The organism is Pseudactinotalea terrae (assembly GCF_009733845.1).
Taxonomy (GTDB): domain Bacteria; phylum Actinomycetota; class Actinomycetes; order Actinomycetales; family Beutenbergiaceae; genus Pseudactinotalea; species Pseudactinotalea terrae.
On the sequence record NZ_WNXZ01000001.1, the window covers coordinates 1372834 to 1394012 of the forward strand.

General features: G+C 71.3%; 18 protein-coding genes. 11 read left to right on the forward strand and 7 right to left on the reverse strand.

Features of this window, described 5'->3' with window-relative positions:
- Positions 1 to 81: 81 nt before the first annotated feature.
- Both pheT and pheS read right to left on the reverse strand, forming a co-directional pair.
- Complete coding sequence (pheT, locus tag GPA03_RS06750) at positions 82 to 2676, reverse strand: phenylalanine--tRNA ligase subunit beta (RefSeq protein WP_156251139.1); 2595 nt, start codon at positions 2674 to 2676, stop codon at positions 82 to 84.
- Complete coding sequence (gene pheS / locus GPA03_RS06755) at positions 2676 to 3758, reverse strand: phenylalanine--tRNA ligase subunit alpha (RefSeq protein WP_156251140.1); 1083 nt, start codon at positions 3756 to 3758, stop codon at positions 2676 to 2678. The genes pheT and pheS overlap by 1 nt, the downstream gene beginning before the upstream one ends.
- A 315-nt stretch (positions 3759 to 4073) precedes the next feature.
- On the opposite strand from pheS, the gene GPA03_RS06760 reads away from it, so the two are divergent.
- From GPA03_RS06760 to GPA03_RS06775, 4 genes are all read left to right on the forward strand, one after another.
- Positions 4074 to 4772: a DedA family protein gene (locus tag GPA03_RS06760; RefSeq protein WP_156251375.1), complete on the forward strand. Its 699-nt coding sequence runs from the start codon at positions 4074 to 4076 to the stop codon at positions 4770 to 4772.
- A 61-nt stretch (positions 4773 to 4833) separates the two neighbouring features.
- A complete protein-coding gene (locus tag GPA03_RS06765; protein WP_156251141.1) occupies positions 4834 to 5922 on the forward strand; it encodes an aminotransferase-like domain-containing protein in 1089 nt (362 codons plus the stop codon).
- A 250-nt stretch (positions 5923 to 6172) separates the two neighbouring features.
- The gene (locus GPA03_RS06770) at positions 6173 to 7276 is read left to right on the forward strand and encodes a flavin-containing monooxygenase (protein ID WP_156251142.1); all 1104 of its coding nucleotides are present in this window, start codon (positions 6173 to 6175) and stop codon (positions 7274 to 7276) included.
- Between the two features lie 54 nt (positions 7277 to 7330).
- Complete coding sequence (locus GPA03_RS06775; protein ID WP_156251143.1) at positions 7331 to 8962, forward strand: response regulator transcription factor; 1632 nt, start codon at positions 7331 to 7333, stop codon at positions 8960 to 8962.
- 109 nt (positions 8963 to 9071) lie between these two features.
- Here GPA03_RS06775 and GPA03_RS06780 read toward each other — a convergent pair whose 3' ends face one another.
- On the reverse strand, positions 9072 to 11288 hold the full coding sequence (locus GPA03_RS06780; RefSeq protein ID WP_206673452.1) for a DEAD/DEAH box helicase: 2217 nt from the start codon (positions 11286 to 11288) through the stop codon (positions 9072 to 9074).
- A 49-nt stretch (positions 11289 to 11337) separates the two neighbouring features.
- On the opposite strand from GPA03_RS06780, the gene GPA03_RS06785 reads away from it, so the two are divergent.
- The 6 genes from GPA03_RS06785 (at position 11338) to GPA03_RS06810 (ending at position 17897) form a co-directional block, all read left to right on the forward strand.
- On the forward strand, positions 11338 to 12429 hold the full coding sequence (locus GPA03_RS06785) for a DNA polymerase domain-containing protein (protein ID WP_156251145.1): 1092 nt from the start codon (positions 11338 to 11340) through the stop codon (positions 12427 to 12429).
- A gap of 111 nt (positions 12430 to 12540) precedes the next feature.
- On the forward strand, positions 12541 to 14379 hold the full coding sequence (nhaA, locus tag GPA03_RS06790) for a Na+/H+ antiporter NhaA (protein ID WP_206673453.1): 1839 nt from the start codon (positions 12541 to 12543) through the stop codon (positions 14377 to 14379).
- Between the two features lie 63 nt (positions 14380 to 14442).
- The gene (locus GPA03_RS06795; protein ID WP_156251147.1) at positions 14443 to 14958 is read left to right on the forward strand and encodes a hypothetical protein; all 516 of its coding nucleotides are present in this window, start codon (positions 14443 to 14445) and stop codon (positions 14956 to 14958) included.
- Positions 14955 to 15659, forward strand: coding sequence for a YqjF family protein (locus GPA03_RS06800; RefSeq protein ID WP_241681104.1), 705 nt, complete (start codon positions 14955 to 14957; stop codon positions 15657 to 15659). Before GPA03_RS06795 ends, GPA03_RS06800 begins: the two co-directional genes overlap by 4 nt.
- Before the next feature lie 143 nt (positions 15660 to 15802).
- A complete protein-coding gene (locus GPA03_RS06805; protein WP_156251148.1) occupies positions 15803 to 16741 on the forward strand; it encodes an aldo/keto reductase in 939 nt (312 codons plus the stop codon).
- A 94-nt stretch (positions 16742 to 16835) separates the two neighbouring features.
- Positions 16836 to 17897, forward strand: coding sequence for an ATP-dependent DNA ligase (locus GPA03_RS06810; protein ID WP_156251149.1), 1062 nt, complete (start codon positions 16836 to 16838; stop codon positions 17895 to 17897).
- Here the strand turns inward: GPA03_RS06810 and thpR are convergent, their stop codons facing one another.
- The 3 genes from thpR to GPA03_RS06825 are packed head-to-tail and all read right to left on the reverse strand — an operon-like array spanning position 17898 to position 19869.
- On the reverse strand, positions 17898 to 18461 hold the full coding sequence (gene thpR / locus GPA03_RS06815) for an RNA 2',3'-cyclic phosphodiesterase (protein WP_156251150.1): 564 nt from the start codon (positions 18459 to 18461) through the stop codon (positions 17898 to 17900). It lies immediately after the preceding gene.
- Positions 18452 to 19090, reverse strand: a complete 639-nt coding sequence (locus GPA03_RS06820) for a nucleoside/nucleotide kinase family protein (protein WP_241681105.1) — start codon at positions 19088 to 19090, stop codon at positions 18452 to 18454. The genes thpR and GPA03_RS06820 overlap by 10 nt, the downstream gene beginning before the upstream one ends.
- The gene (locus tag GPA03_RS06825; protein ID WP_156251378.1) at positions 19087 to 19869 is read right to left on the reverse strand and encodes a TrmH family RNA methyltransferase; all 783 of its coding nucleotides are present in this window, start codon (positions 19867 to 19869) and stop codon (positions 19087 to 19089) included. Before GPA03_RS06825 ends, GPA03_RS06820 begins: the two co-directional genes overlap by 4 nt.
- 100 nt (positions 19870 to 19969) lie before the next feature.
- On the opposite strand from GPA03_RS06825, the gene GPA03_RS06830 reads away from it, so the two are divergent.
- On the forward strand, positions 19970 to 20722 hold the full coding sequence (locus GPA03_RS06830; RefSeq protein WP_162458284.1) for a DUF4232 domain-containing protein: 753 nt from the start codon (positions 19970 to 19972) through the stop codon (positions 20720 to 20722).
- Positions 20723 to 20787: 65 nt separating this feature from the next.
- Here GPA03_RS06830 and rplT read toward each other — a convergent pair whose 3' ends face one another.
- A complete protein-coding gene (gene rplT, locus GPA03_RS06835; RefSeq protein ID WP_156251152.1) occupies positions 20788 to 21177 on the reverse strand; it encodes a 50S ribosomal protein L20 in 390 nt (129 codons plus the stop codon).
- Positions 21178 to 21179 lie beyond the last annotated feature (2 nt).

Here is a 21179-nt window from a genome sequence, read left to right on the forward strand (position 1 = left end):
CGTGGGGCAGCCGGGACCGGCGGGCGTTGGGGCGGCGGTCGCAGCGTGACGCCGATGGTAGGCGTGGTGGGGCGGAGGCAGTCAGGCGCGCAGGGTCGCGCCGAACCTCTCCCCCGCTGCTGCCACGACGGCGTCCCGGACGGCGGCCGTGTCCTCGCCCGTGAGCGTGCGCTCGCCGCGCAGCCGCAGCGCGAACGCCAGCGACCTGGTGCCCTCGGGCAGGTTGGCGCCGGTGTAGACGTCGAAGAGGCGGACCTCCTCGGCGAGCGCACCCGCGGCGGCGGTCACCACGTCGAGGACATCCCCCGCGGGGACGTCGGCGGGCACCACGAGAGCGATGTCCTCCTTGGCCGGCGGGAACGTCGACAGGCTGCCGACCTGACGAGGCTCGGCTGGGGCAGCCACGAAGAGCACGTCGAGGTCGACCTCGAGCGCGACGGTGCGGGCCGGCAGCCCGAGCTCGCTCACCACGCGCGGGGCGAGCTCACCGGCGTGGCCCACGAGAGCGCCGTCGGCGGTCGTGAAGCGCGCGCACCTGCCCGGGTGCCACGGGGCGTGGCCGGGGTCGTTGGCGACATGCACGTCGGCACCGACCGCGCGGGCCATCTCACGCACGAACGCCACGGCGTCGGCGGCCTCGTACGCGCGCGCCTGCGCGCCAGGGCCGGCCTGCTGTGCGAGACCCACCAGCACGGCGGCGATCCGCAGCGGCTGCGCCGGGACCGCGGCCCGGATCGAGTCCAGCGTGCCCCCGTCAGGAAGCACAGCCGGCGGCGGCAGCGGCGAGGACCCGAGCGCGCCGTCGGGTCGCGTCACCGAGCCGATCTCGTAGATGCCGACGTCGGTGATGCCGCGCCCCACGTTCCGCACCGCGGCGTCGAGCAGCGTGTGCAGCAGCGAGGTGCGCATGAACGGTGCGTCCTGCGCGAGCGGGTTCTGCAGCCGGACCGCGCGGCGGCGGGGGTCGTCCTCGCCCAACCCGAGCTGGTCGTGACGGTTCTCGGAGATGAACGGGTAGGTGAGCACCTGCACAAGGCCGGAGTCGGCGAGCAGGTTCGCCACCCGGCGGCGGCGCTGCTGCTTGACCGTCAGCCCTCGGCCGGCGGGTGCTGACGGCAGCTCGGAGGGCACCGCGTCGTAGCCGCGCAGCCGCACGACCTCCTCGACCAGGTCGGCCGGCTCGGTCAGGTCGGGCCGCCATGACGGCGGTGTCACGAGCACCCGTGCTGTGCTCGCGGCGTGCCGGCCGGTGGTCTCGGCGCTCTCGTCGGGGAGCTCCTCGACGGTTGCGCCGAGGCTGCGCAGGGTCTCGATGACGTCCTCGTTGCTGTACCGCACGCCCACGAGCCGGCTCGCGTGCTGCGGGTCGAACCCGATCGCCGAGGGCGCCCGCGTGGCGTCCACGTCGGTCACCGCCGTGTCGTCGGCCGTGCCGCCGCCGAGCTCGACCAGCAGGTCGACCACGCGCTGCGCGGCCACGGCCTGCAGCCGGTTGTCGACACCGCGCTCGAACCGCTTGGACGCCTCGCTCGGCAGCTTGTGCCGCCTCGCGGTGCGGGCGATCGAGATCGGGTCGAAGTGAGCCGCCTCGATCAGGATGTCCGTGGTCCGCTCACCCACCTCGGTGTCCTGACCACCCATGACACCCGCGATCCCGATCGGTCGCGATCCGAGGTTGCCCTCGGGCGAGTCGGTGATCAGCAGGTCCTCGACGTCGAGGGCGCGGTCGACGTCGTCGAGCGTCGTCATCCGCTCCCCCGGCTTCGCGCGCCGCACGACGATCGGCGCGTGCAGGGTGCCGAGGTCGTAGGCGTGCAACGGTTGCCCGAGGTCGAGCATCACGTAGTTCGTGACGTCGACGGCGAGCGAGATCGGCCGCATGCCCGCCTGGCGCAGCCGCTTGCTCAGCCACGCGGGCGAGGCCGCGGTCGCGTCCACGCCGCGCACGATGCGTGCGACGAACCGGTCGGCGCCGGCGTTGCCCCGGATCGGGGCGTCGTCGGAGATCTCGACGGCGAAACCGGACTCGGTCGGTGCCGGCACCCTGGCACCCAGCTCGAGCGCACGGTCGGTGAACGCCGCACCCGTGGAGTGCGAGTACTCGCGCGCGACCCCGCGCATCGAGAAGCAGTAGCCGCGGTCGGGGGTCACGTTGATCTCGAGGACCTCCTCGCCCAGGCCGAGCAGCGCGATCGCGTCGGTGCCCGGGGACGGGGCGTCGTCGAGCACGATGATGCCGGAGTGATCCTCGCCCAGGCCGAGCTCGCTCTGGCTGCAGATCATGCCGTCGCTGACGTGGCCGTAGGTCTTGCGGGCCGCGATCGCGAAGTCACCGGGCAGCACCGCGCCAGGCAGCGCGACCACCACGGAGTCGCCGACGCCGAAGTTGTGCGCGCCGCACACGATGCCCCTGCTGCCGGCGCCGTCGCCCTCGGTCTCGTTGTGCTCCGGGCCGACGTCGAGGAGGCACCAGTTGATCGTCTTGCCGTTCTTCTGCTCCTCGGGCGTCTGCTCGAGGACGCGACCCACCACGAGCGGCCCGGTCACGGCGGCGGAGCGGTCGATGCTCTCCTCCTCCAGGCCCACCCGCACGAGGTCGGAGGCGAGACCCGCCGCCGTCGTGCCCTTGGGCACGTCGACGTGGTCGCGCAACCATTCGATCGGGACGTACGGCATCAGATCTGCCCTCCTGCGAGACCGAGGGAGAAGCGGACGTCGCCCTCGACCATGTCGTGCATGTCGTCGATGCCGTGCTGCAGCATCAGGGTGCGCTCGATACCCATGCCGAACGCGAAGCCGGAGTAGATCTCCGGGTCGATGCCGCAGGCGCGCAGCACGTTGGGGTTGACCATGCCGCAACCACCCCACTCGATCCAGCCGGGGCCACCCTTCTTCTGCGGGAACCACAGGTCCATCTCGGCACTGGGCTCGGTGAAGGGGAAGTAGCTCGGGCGCAGCCGGGTCTTCGCCTCCGGGCCGAACATGGCCCTGGCGAAGTGGTCCAGCGTGCCGGTCAGGTGCGCCATCGTCAGACCCTTGTCGACGGCGAGACCCTCGACCTGGTGGAACACCGGGGTGTGGGTGGCGTCGAGCTCGTCGGTGCGGAACACCTTGCCCGGGCACGCGATGTAGACCGGGACGCCTCGCTCCAGGAGCGTGCGCGCCTGCACCGGGGAGGTGTGGGTGCGCAGCACGAGGTGTGGATCGTCATCAGCCTGGTCCGGGGCGACGTAGAACGTGTCCTGCATCTGCCGGGCCGGGTGGTCGGGCTTGAAGTTGAGGGCGTCGAAGTTGAACCACTCGTGCTCGACCTCGGGCCCCTCGGCGATCTCCCACCCCATCGAGGTGAAGAAGTCGGCGACACTGTCCATGAGGGCGTCGAGCGGGTGCCGGGCACCGGGGCGGGTGCGCTCGATCGGAGCGGTGAGATCGATGGCCTCGGTACGCAGCACCGCGGCGTCGCGCTCGGCCTCGAGCTCGCTCTGACGGGCGGCGATCGCGGCGTTGAGGCGACCACGGGCCTGACCCACGAGCTTGCCGGCGGCGGCCTTGTCGGCGGGCGCCAGCCCACCGATGCCACGATTCGCCTGGGCGAGCGGGCTGCGCTCACCCGTGTGGGCGATCCGGACCTGCTTCAGGTCCTCGAGACCGGCCGCGCCGGCGACGGCTGCGAGAGCGGCCTCGAGAGCCGAGGTGACGGCGTCGGCATCGAGCGGCGACGGCGCGGGGGCGTCTGCGTTGTCATGGCTGTCGGACATGCGAACCTTCCTGGGGACGAGCGGGGGTCAGGGACGAGAGCCCGCTCGGGCCGACACGCGCGTAGCCGGTGTCTGTGATCAGCGCACGCTGCGGCCCGGAGCGGGCCTGCTAAATCGCATCGCGTGCATGGGGTCAGTCTGCCAGATCGTCGCCGAGAGGGCGCAAGCCTGACCGTGGGGCACGGCCTCCACACCGTGCGGTCGTCCCTGCGCCCTCTCGATGGAGCTACCAGCCCCGGGCTTTCCCCCGCCCAGTCGTGCGGCCAGCCTCATGGAGCCGCGGCCTGCCGCCCCGTACCGTATGGCCCCATGCGCATGCCCGTGATCTCGCACGCCCCGATGAGCGCCTCCGGCGGCTCGGCCGAGTACGAAGGGTTCATCGGCTGGGTGCTCTCGCTGATCGACACGATGGGCGAGGTCGGCGTCGGCCTGGCCGTGCTGATCGAGAACTTCTTCCCGCCGATCCCGTCCGAGGCGATCCTGCCGGCGGCGGGGTTCCTCTCCTATGCAGGCCGCATGAACTTCTGGGTCGCGCTGATCGCGGCGACGCTCGGCAGCCTCATCGGCGCCTGGGTCTGGTACGGCCTGGGCGCGGCACTCGGCCGCAACCGCACGCGCTGGATCTTCGAGAAGATGCCGCTCGTCGACGCCGAGGACTTCGACAAGGCCGAGACCTTCTTCGGTCGCTGGGGCGGCACCGCCGTGCTGCTCGGGCGGTGCGTGCCGATCGTGCGCTCCTTCATCTCCGTCCCTGCGGGCGTCGAGCGGATGTCGCTGGTGATGTTCACCCTCTACACCGCGCTGGGCTCGCTCGTGTGGAACGCCATCTGGATCGGCCTGGGCTTCGCCTTCGGGCCGGCGATCGAGCCCGCGCTCGAGCAGTGGAGCGGGGTGCTCTCCAAGCTCGTCGTGGGGCTGATCCTGGCGCTGCTCGCCTGGTTCGTGATCGCCCGGCTCCGCCGCAACGCGCGGCGGCGCCGTGAGGGCGAGCCCCAGGCACCTGCCGGCGCCTGACCGGCTTCCGGGTAGTGGACGCCACACCACGCGCGCTGCCCGGATTCCCTACGCTGGGCACATGGCCGCTGAACCCGCACCGATCTCGTTCGCCCGTGGCGCCCCGTCGCTCGACATCATCGACGTCGATGGTCTGAAGGCCGCCGCCGACCGCGCCTTCACGGACGACCCCGCGGGCTCGTTCGCCTACGGCACGTCGGTCGGCTACCTCCCGTTGCGCGCGTGGATCGCCGAGCGGCACGGCGTGGCCGAGAACCAGGTGCTCGTGACCAACGGCTCGATGCAGGCCGACGCGTTCCTGTTCGAGACCTTGGTCTCCGACGGCGACGCCGTGATCGTCGAGCGCCCCTCCTACGACCGCACCCTGGGTTCGCTGCGTGCGCTCGGCGCCGACCTGCACGCGGTCGACATCGAGCCCGACGGCGTGTCGGTCGACGGCGTCCGCGCGGTGCTGGACTCCGGCGTCACTCCTGCGCTCGCTCACCTCATCCCGAACTTCCACAACCCCGCCGGCTACACGCTCTCAGCCGACAAGCGCGCGGAACTCGTCCGGCTCGCACGGGATCGATCGTTCACGATCTTCGAGGACGACCCGTACGTGGAGCTGCGCTTCACGGGCGAGCGGCTGCCCACGATGTTCGAGCAGTCCGACGGCGAGGTCGTCTACGCGAGCTCGTTCTCCAAGACCGTCTGCCCCGGCATTCGCGTGGGCTACCTGGTGGGCTCGACCGAGCTGATCGGCAAGGTCGCCGCGCTGGCCACCAGCACCTACATCTCGCCGAGCATGGTCAGCCAGTCGATCGTCAACTCGTTCGTGCGCAGCGGCTCCTACGAGGCCTCGATCGAGACGGTCAAGACCGCCCTCGCGGAGCGAGCCCGCGTGCTCGCTGAGGGGCTGCGCGCCGAGCTGCCCGAGGTGCAGTTCGTCGACCCCGAGGGTGGCTACTTCCTGTGGCTGACCTTCCCCGAGGGAACCGACGGCGACGCCCTCTTCGACGCCTGCACGGCCCGAGGCCTCGCCGTCGTCAAGGGCAGCGACTTCCTCCTCGACGACGCCAAGCACCACCTGCGCCTGGCCTACTCCGGCGTCACCCCCTCCCAGATCTCCGAGGGTGTCACCCGCCTCGCCGAGGCCTACCGCTCCCTGTAGGGCTCACGAAGGGCCCGTCCACGGACGCGGCTGTCTGACACGAATTCGTGGCGAGATGGCCGACTTACCCAATGTGAGCGTTCACAGCACCGTCTGGCCACGAGTTTGTTGCACCGTGCCGTCGCGCGCCGCCCACACCACAGCGCTTGCTGGGTAGGAACACCCATCCCGCACGGACCGACGTGGGTAGCGCGCCCGATGTGGACGCTTCTCCCGGACGCCTACCGTCGGCGTGCCCGAAGGAGGAGTCATGTCCGCACAGCACGTCGAGACCCTGATCATCGGGTCCGGTCAGGCCGGCCTCACCACCGCCTACCACCTGGCCCGCCGCGGCCGCGACGTCCTCGTCGTCGACCGCGCCGAGCAGCTGGGTGACTGCTGGCGTCAGCAGTACGACAGCCTCACGCTGTTCACACCTGCCTACGCCGACGCACTTCCTGGGTTGCCGTTCCCGTCAGCGCGGTGGCACTTCCCCACCAAGGACGAGATGGCCACCTATGTGGAACGCTACGCCGTCACCTACGACCTACCGGTCCGCCTGCGCACCGAGGTCGACCGACTGGCCGCGGTGCCTGGCGGCGGCTTCATCGCCACGATCGGCGAGGAGGTGATCACGTGCGACAACGTGGTAGTCGCGACCGGGACCTTCGGGCACGAGCCGTCCGTGCCGCCCGTCGCGGCCCGGATCGCGCCCACCATCCGACAGCTGCACTCGGCGCAGTACCGTCGCCCGAGCGACCTGCCGCCGGGGCCTGTGCTGGTGGTCGGGGCCTCGCACAGCGGGTGCGACATCGCCTACGAGCTCGCGCTCACGCACGACGTGACGCTGTGCGGGCCGGACAACGGCCAGCTGCCGATGCGCTGGGGATCGGCGCGAATGAAGGTGATGTACCCCGTCATCCGAAAGATCTTCGCGCACGTGCTGACACGCAGGACGCCGATCGGTCGCAAGGTCATGATCCACGTGCGGCACCACGGCGCACCGATGCTGCGTGTCCAGCGCAAAGACCTCGCCGAGCGTGGCGTGACCCGCCGCACGCAGAAGGTCGTCGGGATCTCGGACGACGGCATGCCGGTCCTCGAGGACGGGCTCGCCGTCCAGGCCGCCAGCGTCGTCTGGTGCACCGGCTACCGGCAGCGGTTCGACTGGATCGACCTTCCCGTGGTGGGAGAGGACGGCTGGCCGCGCGAGTATCGCGGGATAGTCGAGGAGATCCCGGGCCTCTACTTCTGCGGGCTCGCCTTCCAGTATGCGTTCAGCTCGATGGAGGTCTCGGGCGTCGGCCGCGACGCCGAGCACGTGGCGCGTACGATCGTGGACACCTCGAGCCGATCCCCCGCTGTGACGCACTGATCACTGTGCGCGAGCGCGCGGCCGGTCCTATCGTCGGAGCGGGACGGAGTCGACATGGGCGTGCTCGAGGATCTACGGGCGGCACGTGAGGCCTACGAGCGCCGCGAGTGGGTCGCGGCCTTCGAGGAGCTCAGCCGCCTCGACGACGCCGACCTGGCAGCCGCGGACTTCGGCGCACTCGCCACGACGGCGTATCTGCTCGGCCGGCGCAACGACTGCGTGCAGGCGCTGCAGCGGGCGCACCGCGCCCACGTGGACGCCGATGACGTCCCCGGCGCGGTCCGTGACGCGTTCTGGCTCGCGATCGTGCTGGTGGAGGGTGGGGAACCGGCCGTCGCGCGCGGCTGGATGCTCCGGGCGGCGCGCCAGCTCGAAGCGGTCGAGGACGAGGTCGTCGAGCGTGGCTACCTCCTCGTGCACGAGATGTTCGGGCACATCGGTGCAGGCGCGTTCGAGGACGCCCTCCGTGTCGCGACCGAGGTGACCGCCATCGGCCAGCGTTTCGGGGACACCGACCTGCTCGCGTTCGGGCTCAACGCCCAGGGCCGCGGGTTGACGATTCTGGGCCAGGTTCGGGAGGGCCTCGACCGCCTCGACGAGGCGATGGTCGGTCTGCTCGGTGGCGAGGTGTCGCCGATCTTCGCGGGGATGATCTACTGCTCGATGATCGAGGCGTGCCAGTGGCTGGGAGACGTCGGCCGGGTTGAGCAGTGGACCCGCGCGCTGAGCACGTGGTGCGAGCAGCAACCTGGCTTGGTCGCCTTCACCGGTCAGTGCGCGGTGCATCGCGGTCAGCTCATGCGGTTGCACGGTGCGTGGGCAGAGGCGCTCGACGAGCTCGACCGGGCCTCGCGGCGCTACGCGCTCGCCGGCGCGGGCCCCGCCGTCGGACTGGTGCAGCACGAGCGAGGAGACCTGCTCCGGCTCCGCGGCGAGCACGACGCAGCCGAGCGAGCTTACGCAGCGGCCACCCTGCAGGGCGACGACGCCCAGCCGGGGCGCGCCCTGCTCGCGCTCGCCACCGGAAGGAAGGACGCGGCCGCAAGCGCTGCTCGGCAGGCGCTCGAGCAGCGCCCAGATCCGGTCAGACGCTCCCAGGTGCTGAGCGGCGTGATCGAGGTTCTCGTCGCCGTGGCGGATCTCGAGTCAGCGACGGACGCCGCCGCCGAGCTCACCACGTTGGCGGGTCGCTTCGGTTGCGACTCGCTCGTGGCCGCGGCGGCTCACGCCAACGCGCAGGTCGCGCTCGGGCACGGCGATGCTGCCCTCGCGTTGGCGGCTGCGCGTGAGGCTGCGGCGCGGTGGTCGGCGTTGGCCGCGCCGTACGAGACCGCACGCAGCCAGGTGCTGGAGGGGCGGGCGCTCCTGGCCGGCGGAGACCAGAGCTCTGCGCGCACGTTGTGGCGGGCAGCGGAGAGCACACTGGCCACGCTGGGAGCGGCGGCGGTGACGGAGGTGCGCGAGCTGCTCGGCGAGGAGGTACTGCCGAGGGGGCTGAGCGGCCGCGAGGTCGAGGTGCTGCGCCTGGTCGCGGCAGGTCGAAGCAACGCCGAGATCGCGACGACGCTGGTGATCTCCGAGAAGACGGTCGCGCGGCATCTGTCGAACATCTTCGCCAAGCTCGACGTCGGGTCCCGCACCGCTGCCGCAGCGTTCGCCTACGCCCACCACCTGATCGACCGGTGAGCGCTGCCTCTCGCTCGTGCCCGCCGGCCGCGGTGGGACAAACTCCACGCTCGATGTGCGGGTGAGCGTTCACATCGCACCCGTGGGCCCTTCGAGCGTGGACTTTGGGTCACTGCGGCGCGTCGTCGGCGACCGGAACGGGCGCATCCTCGGTCGAGAGGATGTGGGGGGCGATCGCGAGCCGGGTGCGCTCGGCGTCGACGATCTGGCGGGCGAGCTCGGCCTCGGAGACGTCGACGGCGCTCGCGACCTCCTCGGCGAGGGCGGACCTGCGCGCGTAGGCGTCGAAGAGGTGACGCTTGGTGTCGAGGATGCGGATCAGGTGCTCGTCCACGGAGTCGACCACCAGCAGCCGGTGCACCTGCACGGTGGAGACCTGACCCATCCGGTGGGCGCGGGCGATCGCCTGGGACTCGGTGGTCGGTTTCGTCTGGGGCTCGCACAGGATCACGATCGAGGCGGCCTGCAGGTTGAGGCCCACTCCCCCGACCTCGATCTGGCTCACCAGCGCGAGCGCACGCTCGGACGCGGTGAACTCGTCGACGATGCGAGCGCGCTCCTCGGGTGACACCGAACCGGTCAGCGGCCCGATCGCCATGTCGCCGAGCGCCGCGACGACGGTGTCGATCACGTCGCGGAAGAACGAGAACACGACCACCTTGCGGTGGTTCTCGATCGCCTCGGCGACGATCTCGACCAACCGCTCGACCTTCGCGGACTGGGTCGGTCTCGCCACGGCGTACGCGGCCTGCCGCATCCCCATGAACGACCCGGCCTCGACCGCCCGGCGGTACGCACCGCCGTCGACCTCCCCGAACTCCTCCCACTCCTCGACCTGGACCAGCTCGGGCAGCTCCTCGAGCACGTCCTCGGCGTTGCGCCGCAGATACGCGGGCGCGACGGCCCTGCGGAAGGCGACCGGATCGACCAGCCGTAGCGCCGCTGCCCGGTCGCTGAGCTCGTGCGCGAGCCGTGGCTGCAGGTAGGACACGATCGTCCCGAACTCCTCGACCCGGTTCTCCATCACGGTCCCGGCCAGGAACAGCACCTCGGGGACCTGCTCCGCGAGCTCCTGCACCGCACGGGATCTGTTGGTGCGCGGGTTCTTGACGTAGTGCGCCTCGTCGACCACCAGCACGTCCGGCACACCGAGCTCGCGCCGGTTCCACCACAGCCCCGGGTACGAGCAGATCCCGACGCCGCCGCGCTGCCGCCAGCGCGCGGTCCGCTCGGCGCGGTCGTCGCCGTGCAGCAGGTGGACCTGCAGACTCGAGTGCTTCTCGACCTCGCGCACCCAGCCGGCGAGGACGCTGGCGGGGCAGACGACGAGGGCGTGACGGGCGCCGTTCGCGAACAGGTGCGCGATGACCGCGATCGCCTGCACGGTCTTGCCGAGGCCCATCTCGTCACCGATGACCACGCGGTGCTGTGCGAGCGCGAACCGTGCGCCGAACGCTTGGTAGCCGCGCAACGACGCCGTCAGCAATGTGGTGTCTAGCGGCTGCCGCTCGACACGCTCCACGAGCCCGGCTGGCAGGTGGCCCTCGGAGGCGGAGCGGTCACGGCGGGTGGGTGCCACGGAGTCCAGCAGCGCGTAGTAGTCGATCGAGCGGACCCGGAAGTCCTCCCACACCTCGATCGGGTGCATCGGGACCGCCAGCAGCCCGGTGACCAGCCGCGCGTCCTCGACCAGCCCGACTCGCTTGGCCATCCCGATCAGCGCCTCGAGCGTCTCGACGCCTTCTTCTGCCCGACGGCGGCGCTCACCCCAGAGGATCAGTCGCCTGAGTCTTCGGGTCAGCTCCTGCGCGTCCTCGCGCGCCCGAGCGTGGCTTGCGCTGACCCTGGTGATGGCATCGGCATGGCGCTCGGTCGCCTCGTTCACGCGCTGCAGCGTGTACAGGGTCTGCACGAGCCGGGTGGCCACGGGGTCCGCGGGGTCCATGTCGATCCGGAACCGGATCGAGTCCCGCATCGCGGCGGCGACCTGCTCGGCGGCCGCCAGCAGATGCGTCGCGGTCTGCGGCCCGATTCCCGTGAGGTTCTCGAGGCGACGCTGACCGAGTCGAAGGACCGCGCCGACGCTCTCGACCCCGCCCTCGGTCAGCGCGCCGATGCGCAGGCGTTCCCTGGTGACGTCGCGCAGAGACGCCGCCGGGACGCCGTCGAGCTGGGCGAGCACCTTCTCCTCACGGCTGTCCACGAACGCCGTGCGCACCTGCTCGCGAGCCCGCTCGGGCGCGAGCGCGAGCTCGGTGACCAGCCGCGCGACGTCGTCGGCCTCTGCGACCACGGCACGAACCCGCTCCAGGCTGTCGCTGACCACCTGTCCATCATGCAGCAGCACTGTCGTGCCCGCTCAGTAGGCTCCTCACATGGCGTCGAAAGCGCAGCTGCTCACCGTCGCGGGACCCGAGGGCGATCGTGAGGTCCGGGTCTCGAGCCCGGACAGGGTGATCTACGAGGCCACGGACCGCACGCCCGCGATCACGAAGCTCGAGGTGTGCGAGTACGTCGCCGCCATGGGTGAGGCGTTCATGCGTGCGATCGGCGAGCGGCCCACGGCGATGGAGCGCTGGCCGAACGGATGGCGTGAGGGTATGCGGCTCGCTGTCGGGCCGCAGGACCGCGACGCCGACGGCTTCTACCAGAAGCGCCTGCCCAAGGGCGCTCCCGACTTCATCGAGACGGCGCGGATCACCTTCCCCAGCGGGCGACCGGCGGACGAGCTGTGCCCGACCGAGCCGGCCGCGCTCGTGTGGGCGGCGCAGATGGGCACGCTCACGTTCCACCCGTGGCCCGTGCGGCGGGCCGATGTCGACCACCCCGACGAGCTCCGGCTCGACCTCGACCCGCAACCGGGCACCGACTTCGCGGATGCGCAGCGCGTCGCTGCCGTCGCGCGACGCCTGCTCGAGGAGCTGGGGCTCCGCGGGTACGCGAAGACCAGCGGGAACCGCGGCATCCACATCTACGTGCGGATCGAGCCGCGCTACACCTTCGAAGATGTGCGGCACGCTGCGATCGGGTTCGGCCGCGAGCTCGCCCGCCGCGACGAGGGCGTCACGGTCGCCTGGTGGAAGGAGGAGCGCGGGGAGCGGATCTTCGTGGACTTCAACCAGAACAACCGCGACCGCACGATCGCCAGCGCGTGGAGCCTGCGCGCCAAGCCCGGGGCCCCGGTGAGCACGCCGCTGACCTGGGAGGAGCTAGCCGAGGTGCGCGATCCGCGCGAGCTCAACCTCACCACGGTGCCCGCCCGGATGGCTGACGGCGACCCCTGGGCAGGTATGGACGACGAGGCGTTCTCGTTGGACCCGTTGCTCGACCTCTGGGAGACCCTCCCGGGTGGCGAGCTCAACTTCCCGCCCGACTACCCGAAGATGCCGGGCGAGCCACCGCGGGTGCAGCCGAGCAAGAAGGTCGCCGCCCACTGGGACGAACAGGGAAACCGGGTCGACGACTAGAGGCCGGCGTGACCAGGGCGCCATCCGGGCAACCCCGTCACCCGGAATGCTGCAGCGTCCGGTCCCGTTGCACGGGAGCCGGCGCGACCGAGGATCAAGGAGCCGCCACGCGTGCACGATGACCGCCCCGACTGGCTGACCGCCGTCATCGACCGGCTCCGCACCGAGACCGGCGCCGCGCTGCTGCTGGCCGGGTTCGCCCTGGTGGCGCTGGTCTGGGCGAACTCGCCCTGGGCAGCGAGCTACGAGGCGCTCTGGCACACGCCGCTCGGGATCCACCTCGGTGACGTGGGCATCGAGCTCGACCTGCACCACTGGGTCAACGACGGTCTCATGGTGCTGTTCTTCTTCCTCATCGGTCTCGAGGTACGGCAGGAGATCGCGGTCGGCTCGCTGCGTGACCGCCGGCGTGCCCTGGTGCCGTTGCTCGCGGGCCTCACGGGCGTGGCCCTGCCGGCGGTGCTCTACCTGGCGATCGCCGGCCGCGAGGCTCCCGGCGGCTGGGGCGTGGTGATCGGGACCGACACGGCGTTCCTGCTCGGCATCCTCGCTCTGGTCGGCCCTGCGATGTCCAACCAGCTGCGGGTGTTCCTGCTGACCCTCACGGTGGTCGACGACTTCCTCGCCGTCGCGGTGATCGGGGTCGTCTACACCGAGAACCTGAGTCTCGTGCCCCTGCTCGTGGCGCTCGTCGCGCTCGCCCTGCTCGCCCTGCTCGGCCGCTCCAGCATGTGGCGCAGCGGCCCGTATGTGCTCCTGGTCGCGGTGCTCTGGGGCGCGACCCTCGCCTCCGGCGTGCACCCCTCGCTCGCCGGTATGGCGGCTGGATTGCTGGTCCCTGCGGCGATGACGCAGCGCCGGCACGTCGAGGACGCGAAGGCGCTGTTCAAGGACTACTGGCAGTCACCCGAGGCGCGGGTCGCTCGGACCGTGCGCGCCGGTCTGGCCCGATCGATCTCCGTGAACGAGCGGCTGCACGACGTACTCCGCAGCCCTGTCTCCCTCGTGGTCGTCCCGATCTTCGCGCTCGCCAACGCCGGCGTGGACCTGGGCGGCGGAGCGCTCGCGACGGCGCTCGTCTCACCGATCACGTGGGGTGTGGTGGTCGGACTGGTGGTCGGCAAGCTCGTGGGGGTATCGCTCGGTGCCTGGGTCTCGGTGCGGCTCGGCTGGGGACGCCTGCCGCAGGGCGTGGGGCCCGGAAGCGTGCTCGGGGGCGCCGCGCTGTCGGGTGTGGGCTTCACGATGGCCCTGCTGATCATCAGTCTCTCGCTCGAGGGCGAGCAGGCCGATGACGCCACCATCGGCGTCCTCATCGCCCTCGTGCTCTCGACGGCGATCGGCGCCCTGGTCTTCAGGCTCGCCCGGGTGCGCTGGGGTGAGACGACCGCCGACCTGCCCACGACGCTGACGCCGGAGATCGACCCCGACCGCGATCACGTGCGCGGTGCACCCGACGCCCCGGTCACGGTCGTGGAGTATCTCGACTTCGAGTGCCCGTTCTGCGCCAGGACAACCGGCATGTGGAAGGACCTGTACCTCCACTTCGGCGAGCGCATCCGCTACGTGGCGCGGCACCTGCCGCTCGACGAGAGCCACCCGCACGCACGCGGCGCGGCCGTCGCGGCTGAGGCCGCCGGCCGCCAGGGGCTGTTCTGGGAGATGCACGACATGCTGTTCGCCCACCAGAGCCACCTCGAGCCGGAAGACCTTCGCCGCTACGCCGCCGATCTCGGCCTCGATCTCGAGCTCTTCAACGCCGACCTCCGCGACCCAGAGCTGCTCGCCGTGATCGAGCGGGACGAGCGCAGCGCCCACGCCTCCGGTGCCCACGGCACCCCCACCTTCTTCCTCAACGGTATCCGCCACCGCGGCCCGCACGACGCCCGCACCCTGATCGCGGCGCTCGAGACGCCGGAGGCGGCTGCGGCAGCGCGGCGACGTTCCTGAGCTACCCCTTGCCGAGGTGCGTCGCACGGGTCGACAATCCACGAAACCGGCCGGAGGATCACCATGGACGTCAACACCTTCTACGCCCTTTTCTCCGCGACGTGCTTCACGCTGCTCGGCCTCTGGTGGGGTGTGGTGCAGCGGCACGAGGAGTGGATGCGGGACCTCCAGCTGCGCGGCATCGTCGGCGGTGTCTACGTCTCGTTCCTGCTGCCAGCGCTGATGGGGCTGTTCGCCCAGATCGGCGGGACCGAGACGCCCACCTTCTGGCGCGTGAGCTTCGTGCTCATCGCCATCATCGGGCTGGTCTCGACGCTGCGTCTGCTGCGCTCGCAGCGACACGCCCCCGTGGTGAAGGGCCCGTTGATGCGCAACCGCTGGCTGGTCGCGGTCGTCTACGCGCTGGTCGCCGTCGTCGGCGCGGTTCCCGAGCTCGTCGGCCCGCTCGGGATCAAGCCGATCCAGGCCGAGGCCGTGCTGCTGATCCTGCTGATCCTGATGGCGCACGGCCTGGTCTGGGAGTTCATGATCGGCGCGGCGAAGAAGAGCGAGCGCCAGCCGCAGGACGGCCACGCTTGACGCCACCGCTGCCTGGCCCGGCGCTGCTCGCGCAACGGTGGCTCGATGTGGCGTTCCTGCACTGGAGGGTCGCACCCGAGCGCGTGGCCGCGCTGCTCCCGGCAGGAGTGCGACCAGATCTTCTCGACGGCGAGACGTACGTCGGGCTGGTGTCGTTCCGCCTGCTCGGCGCCGGGTTCGCGCACGGCCCCGCGCTGCTGCCGCCGTTCGTCGAGACCAACGTGCGGGTGTACGCGGTCGATGCCGCCGGCCGCCGCGGTGTCGTGTTCCTCAGCATGGACGTGAGCTCCGCGGTGATGGCCGCGAGCGGCCGCGGCGTGGGTCTTCCGTACCGCTGGGCCCGGGCTGGGCACCGTGTCACGGGCCGTGACCACGAGTACGTGACGCTGCTCCCCCGGCGGGGCTCGCCACGGTGGCGCTCGCGCCTCACGATCCGACCCGAGGGCACCCCGACCGTGGGGCAGGACGGGGATCTCGCCGACTTCCTCACCGCGCGCTGGGCGCTGTTCATGTCCCGGTTCGGGCACACATGGCACCTGCGCAACACCCACGAGCCATGGCCGCTGCAGACCGCGGAGGTGACGCTGCTCCACGACGACCTCGTCCCTGCCGCCGGCTTCCCCGAGGTGGCAGGCCGGGCACCCGACCATGTCGCCTGGAGCCCTGGCGTCAGCGCAAGGTTCGGCTCGCCGACCCCCTGACGTCGGGCTCCGACACCTGCCGCTCGCCGCACCGAACCGGCGATGACGAGGTCACCGCCCGTCCTCGTCGGAGCGCCTGCGTCATCTCCACCAGCGCAGAAAAGGGGATGCACGCCTTCCGCCCCGGGAGCAACACTGCTGAGATGGACAACGCAGCGATGGCCCTGGGCACCATGTACTTCGGCACCCGCGTCGAGGAGTCGACGTGCTTCACCCTCCTCGATCGGTACGTCGAGCTGGGAGGGCGCTGGCTGGACACCTCGAACAACTACAGCTTCTGGGCCGACGACAGCGGTGTCGGCGGCCAGAGCGAGGCACTGCTGGGACGCTGGCTGCGGTCCAACCCCGGTGCACCGGTCCTGCTCAGCACCAAGGTGGGTGCCCGGCCCACGCGGATAGGTGGTTTCCCCGATCACCTCGAGGGCCTCGCACCTGACACCGTTCGAACGGCGTTGCACGACAGCCTCGAACGGCTCGGCGTCGACGCCGTCGATCTGTACTGGGCGCACGTCGAGGACCCGACTGTGCCGGTCGAGGAGCTGGTCGAGACGTTCGGCGGCCTGGTGACCGACCGGCTGGTGGGCCGCTACGGTGTCTCCAACCACCCGAGCTGGCTCGTGGAACGCATCCGTGCCACGGCCGAGCGAACCGGGCTGCCGCCGGTCAGCGGCTATCAGCAGCGCTACTCCTACTTCCAACCCCTCCCGGGTGTGCCGGTCGAGGGGCAACCCATCCCCCTCGGCATGCTCACCGAGGACGGCCTCGATTTCCTCCGCCGGCAGCCGGAGATCGCCGGATGGGTCTACACCGCGACCCTTCTCGGCAGCTACGACCGGGAGGACCGCCCGCTCTCGGACGAGTACCAGCACGCCGGCAACGACCGACGGCGCGCCGCTCTCACCGCAGTGGCCGACGAGCGTGGCATGCGACCCGGCCAGGTCGTGCTCGCCTGGCTCAGGTCGGGGCGACCCGCGCTCACGCCCATCGTGGGCGTGAGCACCGTCGATCAGCTGGAGCAGGCCTGGACCGGGGTCACCACGCAGCTCACGGCCGACGAGATGACCGCCCTCGACGTGGGTTGATCTCCCACCCGTGCCGAGTCGAGGTCGACCATCTGCACCCGGTCGCGGCGCGCGGTTCCGCCCCCAGCCACCGCGTGATGGCACGATGACCGGCATGGACCTTCCTGTGATGCCACCGGTCAAGCCGATGCTGGCGAAGGCAGCCAAGACGATCCCCACGGGCGAGGTCGCGTACGAGCCGAAGTGGGACGGCTTCCGCTCGATCATCTTCCGCGACGGCGACGAGGTGGAGATCGGGTCCCGCAACACCAAGCCGATGACCAGGTACTTCCCGGACGTCGTCGAGGCCGTGAAGCAGCATCTGCCGCCACGGTGCGTGGTCGACGGCGAGATCGTGGTGGCGGTGGGCGACCGGCTCGAGTTCGAGGTGCTGCAGCAGCGCGTGCATCCTGCCGCGAGTCGCGTCAAGAAGTTGTCCGAGGAGACGCCCGCGAGCTTCGTCGCCTTCGACCTGCTCGCGCTCGACGACGAGGACCTCACGGGCCTGCCGTTCTCCGAGCGACGGGCGCGGCTCGAGAAGGCGCTCGCGAACGCCGGCGACCCGGTGCACCTCACCCCGATCACCTACGACCCCGAGGTCGCAGCCGAGTGGTTCGAGCAGTTCGAGGGCGCCGGCCTCGACGGCGTGATCGCCAAGCCGCTCGCGGGCAGCTATCAGCCCGACAAGCGGACCATGGCCAAGGTCAAGCACGTGCGCACGGCCGACTGCGTGGTCGCCGGCTACCGTGTGCACACCTCGGGCCCGAGCTCGATCGGCTCGCTGCTGCTCGGCCTCTACGACGACGCCGGCGACCTCGCCTCGGTCGGAGTGATCGGCTCGTTCCCGGCCGCGCGCCGCAAGGAGCTGTTCATCGAGATGCAGGAGCTGGTCACGACCTTCGACGATCACCCCTGGGCCTGGGCCGCGCAGGAGGCAGGCACCCGCACGCCCCGCAGCGGCGAGGGAAGCCGGTGGAACAGCGGCAAGGATCTCTCGTTCGTGCCGCTGCGCCCGGAACGGGTCGTCGAGGTGCGTTACGAGCACATGCAGGGTGGCCGGTTCCGTCACATGGCGCAGTTCAACCGCTGGCGCCCGGACCGGGAGCCCCGCTCGTGCACCTTCGAGCAGCTCGAGGAGCCGGTCAGCTACGACCTCGGTGACATCTTCGGCACCTGATCACCCCAGCGGGCAGGCCGCTTCGAGCCGGTACCGCGGCGCACCGCCCGGACCGTCGCCGAGGTGCGAGGACAGCAGCACGATCTCCTCCGGCTGCCAGCTCGGCCCCCGGTAGACCGCCAGCGCCCGCACGGCGTCGGCGAGCACCGCTTCGTCGAGCCCCCGTGCGCGTCGACCCGACCGCGCCACCGTGACGTGCGGTCGCGGCGGGCCGTCCTCGGTCCGGTCGACGAGCACGTCCTTAGCGCCCGCCATCAACCGCTGCGTCGCCGCGACGTCACCGCCCACGCCGATCCAGAGCGTCCGCCCCGAGAAGGCGCCCGCGCCGCTGAGTGCGATCTCAGGGGCCGCGTTCCGCTCGCCCAGCAGCTCGAGGCCTCCGACCACATCGGGCACCGCACCCTCGGCGACGTCGCCGTAGAACGCGAGCGTGATGTGCAGGTTCTCGCGCGGCACCCAGCGCAGCATCGCCGCCGGCCCGGAGCGCACGTCGTCGAGCCCACGCTCGACGTGGTCGAGCGCGGGAGCAGGCGGCACCAGCGCCGCGAACAGCCTCACACCCACGGCACCACCAGGTCGGCCCGTTCGCGCGTGCCGAGGACCAGCCGCGCGTTGGTCTCGTCCGAGCCGAACGTGAACGCGCTGGCCAGCTCGGCGGTCTTGCCGTTCGCGACGTGCCGCTCGAACAGCCGCCGACGCCGCAGCTCGGGATCGGTGTCCACGAACCAGGTCTCGTCCAGCACCTGGCGAACGTCGCGCCACGGGTCCTCGGTCGCCAGCAAGTAGTTGCCCTCGGTCAGCACCACCTGCACGTCGCGGCCGACCGGTATCGCGGACCCGATCGATGACTCGATCTGCCCGCGCAGGTACATCGGCGCGTACACCACAGCTTCGTCGGCTGCCCGGAGGCGACGAAGCAGCGAGAGGTAGCCCCCGCCGTCGAACGTGTCGATCGCACCCTTGCGGTCCGCTCGCCCCAGGCGCGCGAGCTCGCTGTTCGCGAGGTGGAACCCGTCCATGGGGACGACGGCGGTGCTCACCCCCGCCTCGATGAGGGCCTCCGCGAGAGCGCTGGTCAGCGTCGACTTGCCGGAGCCGGGTTCGCCCACGACGCCGATGATCACCCGGTCGCGGCTGGTCGCCAGCGCGAGGACGCGATCGCGCAGGCTCGCGATCGTCTCGACGGGGATCACGAGCGCTGAGCGGACGCCGAGGCGTACAGGCACAGGGTGGCGGCCATCGCGAGGTTGAGACTCTCGGCCTTGCCGTGGATCGGGATGCGAACCACCTCGTCGGTCAGTGCGCGCGCGTCCGCGCTGAGTCCATGGGCCTCGTTCCCGAACACCCACAGCGTGGGCTCGGTCAGTGGTGCAGCATCGAGAAGCACGTCACCGGCACCGTCGGCGGCCAGCACGCGCAGCCCGGCTGCACGCGCGGCCTCGGTAACCTCGGCGAGGGTGGGGCCGTCGTGGACCGGGAGGTGGAAGAGCGACCCTGCGGTCGACCGGACGACCTTGGGGTTGTGCCGCTCGACGCTCCCCGCGGTGAGGATCACGGCGTCCGCACCCGCTGCGTCTGCCGCACGGATCACGGTGCCCGCGTTGCCGGGATCGCGGACCTCGGCGAGGCACGCCACCAGCCGCGTGCGGGCGAGCACGTCGGCGAGACCGCTGGGCCCGGGCGTGCGCATCACCGCGAGGACGCCCTGCGCGTCGGGACTCATCTCCGCCAGCACTTCAGGGGCGGCCAGGTGCGTGTACAGGTCCGCGGCGCCGGCGGCGTCGAGGATCTCGGGGTAGCGCTGCGAGGCCTCGACGGTCAGGTACACATCGCGGACGGCGCCGGCGGCGTGCAGCACGGCCTCGCGCACGCCCTGCGGTCCCTCGACGAGGTACTGGCCGCCGCGCTGCCGCGCCGATCGGCGGGCGAGGGCACGGACCGCCCTCACCCGGTCGGCGCGCGGGTTGGTCATGATCTCGGGCACCGCCCCATTGTGGTGCACGCCGCGACTTCTCCGATCTCTCCGCGAGGTCCCGCCGGCACGTCCACGAACCGCTGGAAGGCTCGTGCTCGTGACACGCCGACCGAGCCCCGCGCTGATCGCGATCATCTGCCTCGGGCTGCTCGTCCCGGCCCTCGGGATCGTGCTGGTCCTGGACCGGGTCCCGCGAGCAGGCGACACGACAAGCCCGCCGCACACCAGCACCACAACCGTGCCGACCGGCTCCAACGACCCACCCACCGGCACCGGCCCGGTCCACGAGCGCGACTATCCCGAGAGCTGGGACCAGCCTGACGACAGCCCGGTCACGCCGGACGCCGATCTCCTGCAACCCGACCTCGTTACCCTCGTGCAGAGCGAGCCCGCCGGCACCGGGACGACGTGCACGCCCGAGCAGGTCACACTCTCGTTCCGGGTTGTCGACGCCGCTGCCGGGACGATCTTCGGCTACCTTGTCGCCGAGGCTGCCGAGCCGTGCGCCCTCGCGGGGTGGCCCGGCCTCGGCGCCCGTGGCGAGTGGGGCGACCCGCTCCCGATGCAGATCGACCCCGAGGCGCGCGGCTGGGACGGCACGACGCTCGACGGCGCACCGGTCCCGCTCGCAGCCGGCGAGTGCGCACTGCTGCCGCTGCGCTGGACCGGGGAACGTGCGGGTGCGCTCTCGCAGGCGGCGAGCTCCGCCGTCGTCCTGCTGAGCGAGGGCTCGCCGGCGGTGCTGGTCCCGAACGCACCGAGGGGGACGGTCGACTGGGTGGACTGGACGATCGCCACCCATCTGTACCCGGGCCCCTGGCAGCCCGACCAGGGGCTGTGCCCGCCCTGAGCCCAGGAACGACGAACGCCCCCGTCACCCGAAGGTGATGGGGGCGTTCGTGAACCGAAGCGCGCTCAGGCAGCCGGAGCGGCAGGAGCGTTGATGTCCTCGGGGAGGGCGTTCCTCGCGACCTCGACCAGCGCCGTGAAGGCGGCGGCGTCGCTGACGGCGATCTCCGCCAGCGCGCGGCGGTCCACCTCGACACCAGCGGCCTTGAGGCCCTGGATGAGTCGGTTGTAGGTCATGCCGTTCGCGCGGGCCGCAGCGTTGATGCGCTGGATCCAGAGCCGACGGAAGTCACCCTTGCGGGCGCGGCGGTCGCGGTAGGCGTAGGTGAGCGAGTGCGTCACCTGCTCCTTGGCCTTGCGGTACAGACGCGAGCGCTGGCCGCGGTAACCGCTGGCGCGCTCGAGGGTCGTGCGGCGCTTCTTCTGGGCGTTGACCGCCCGCTTCACGCGTGCCACGT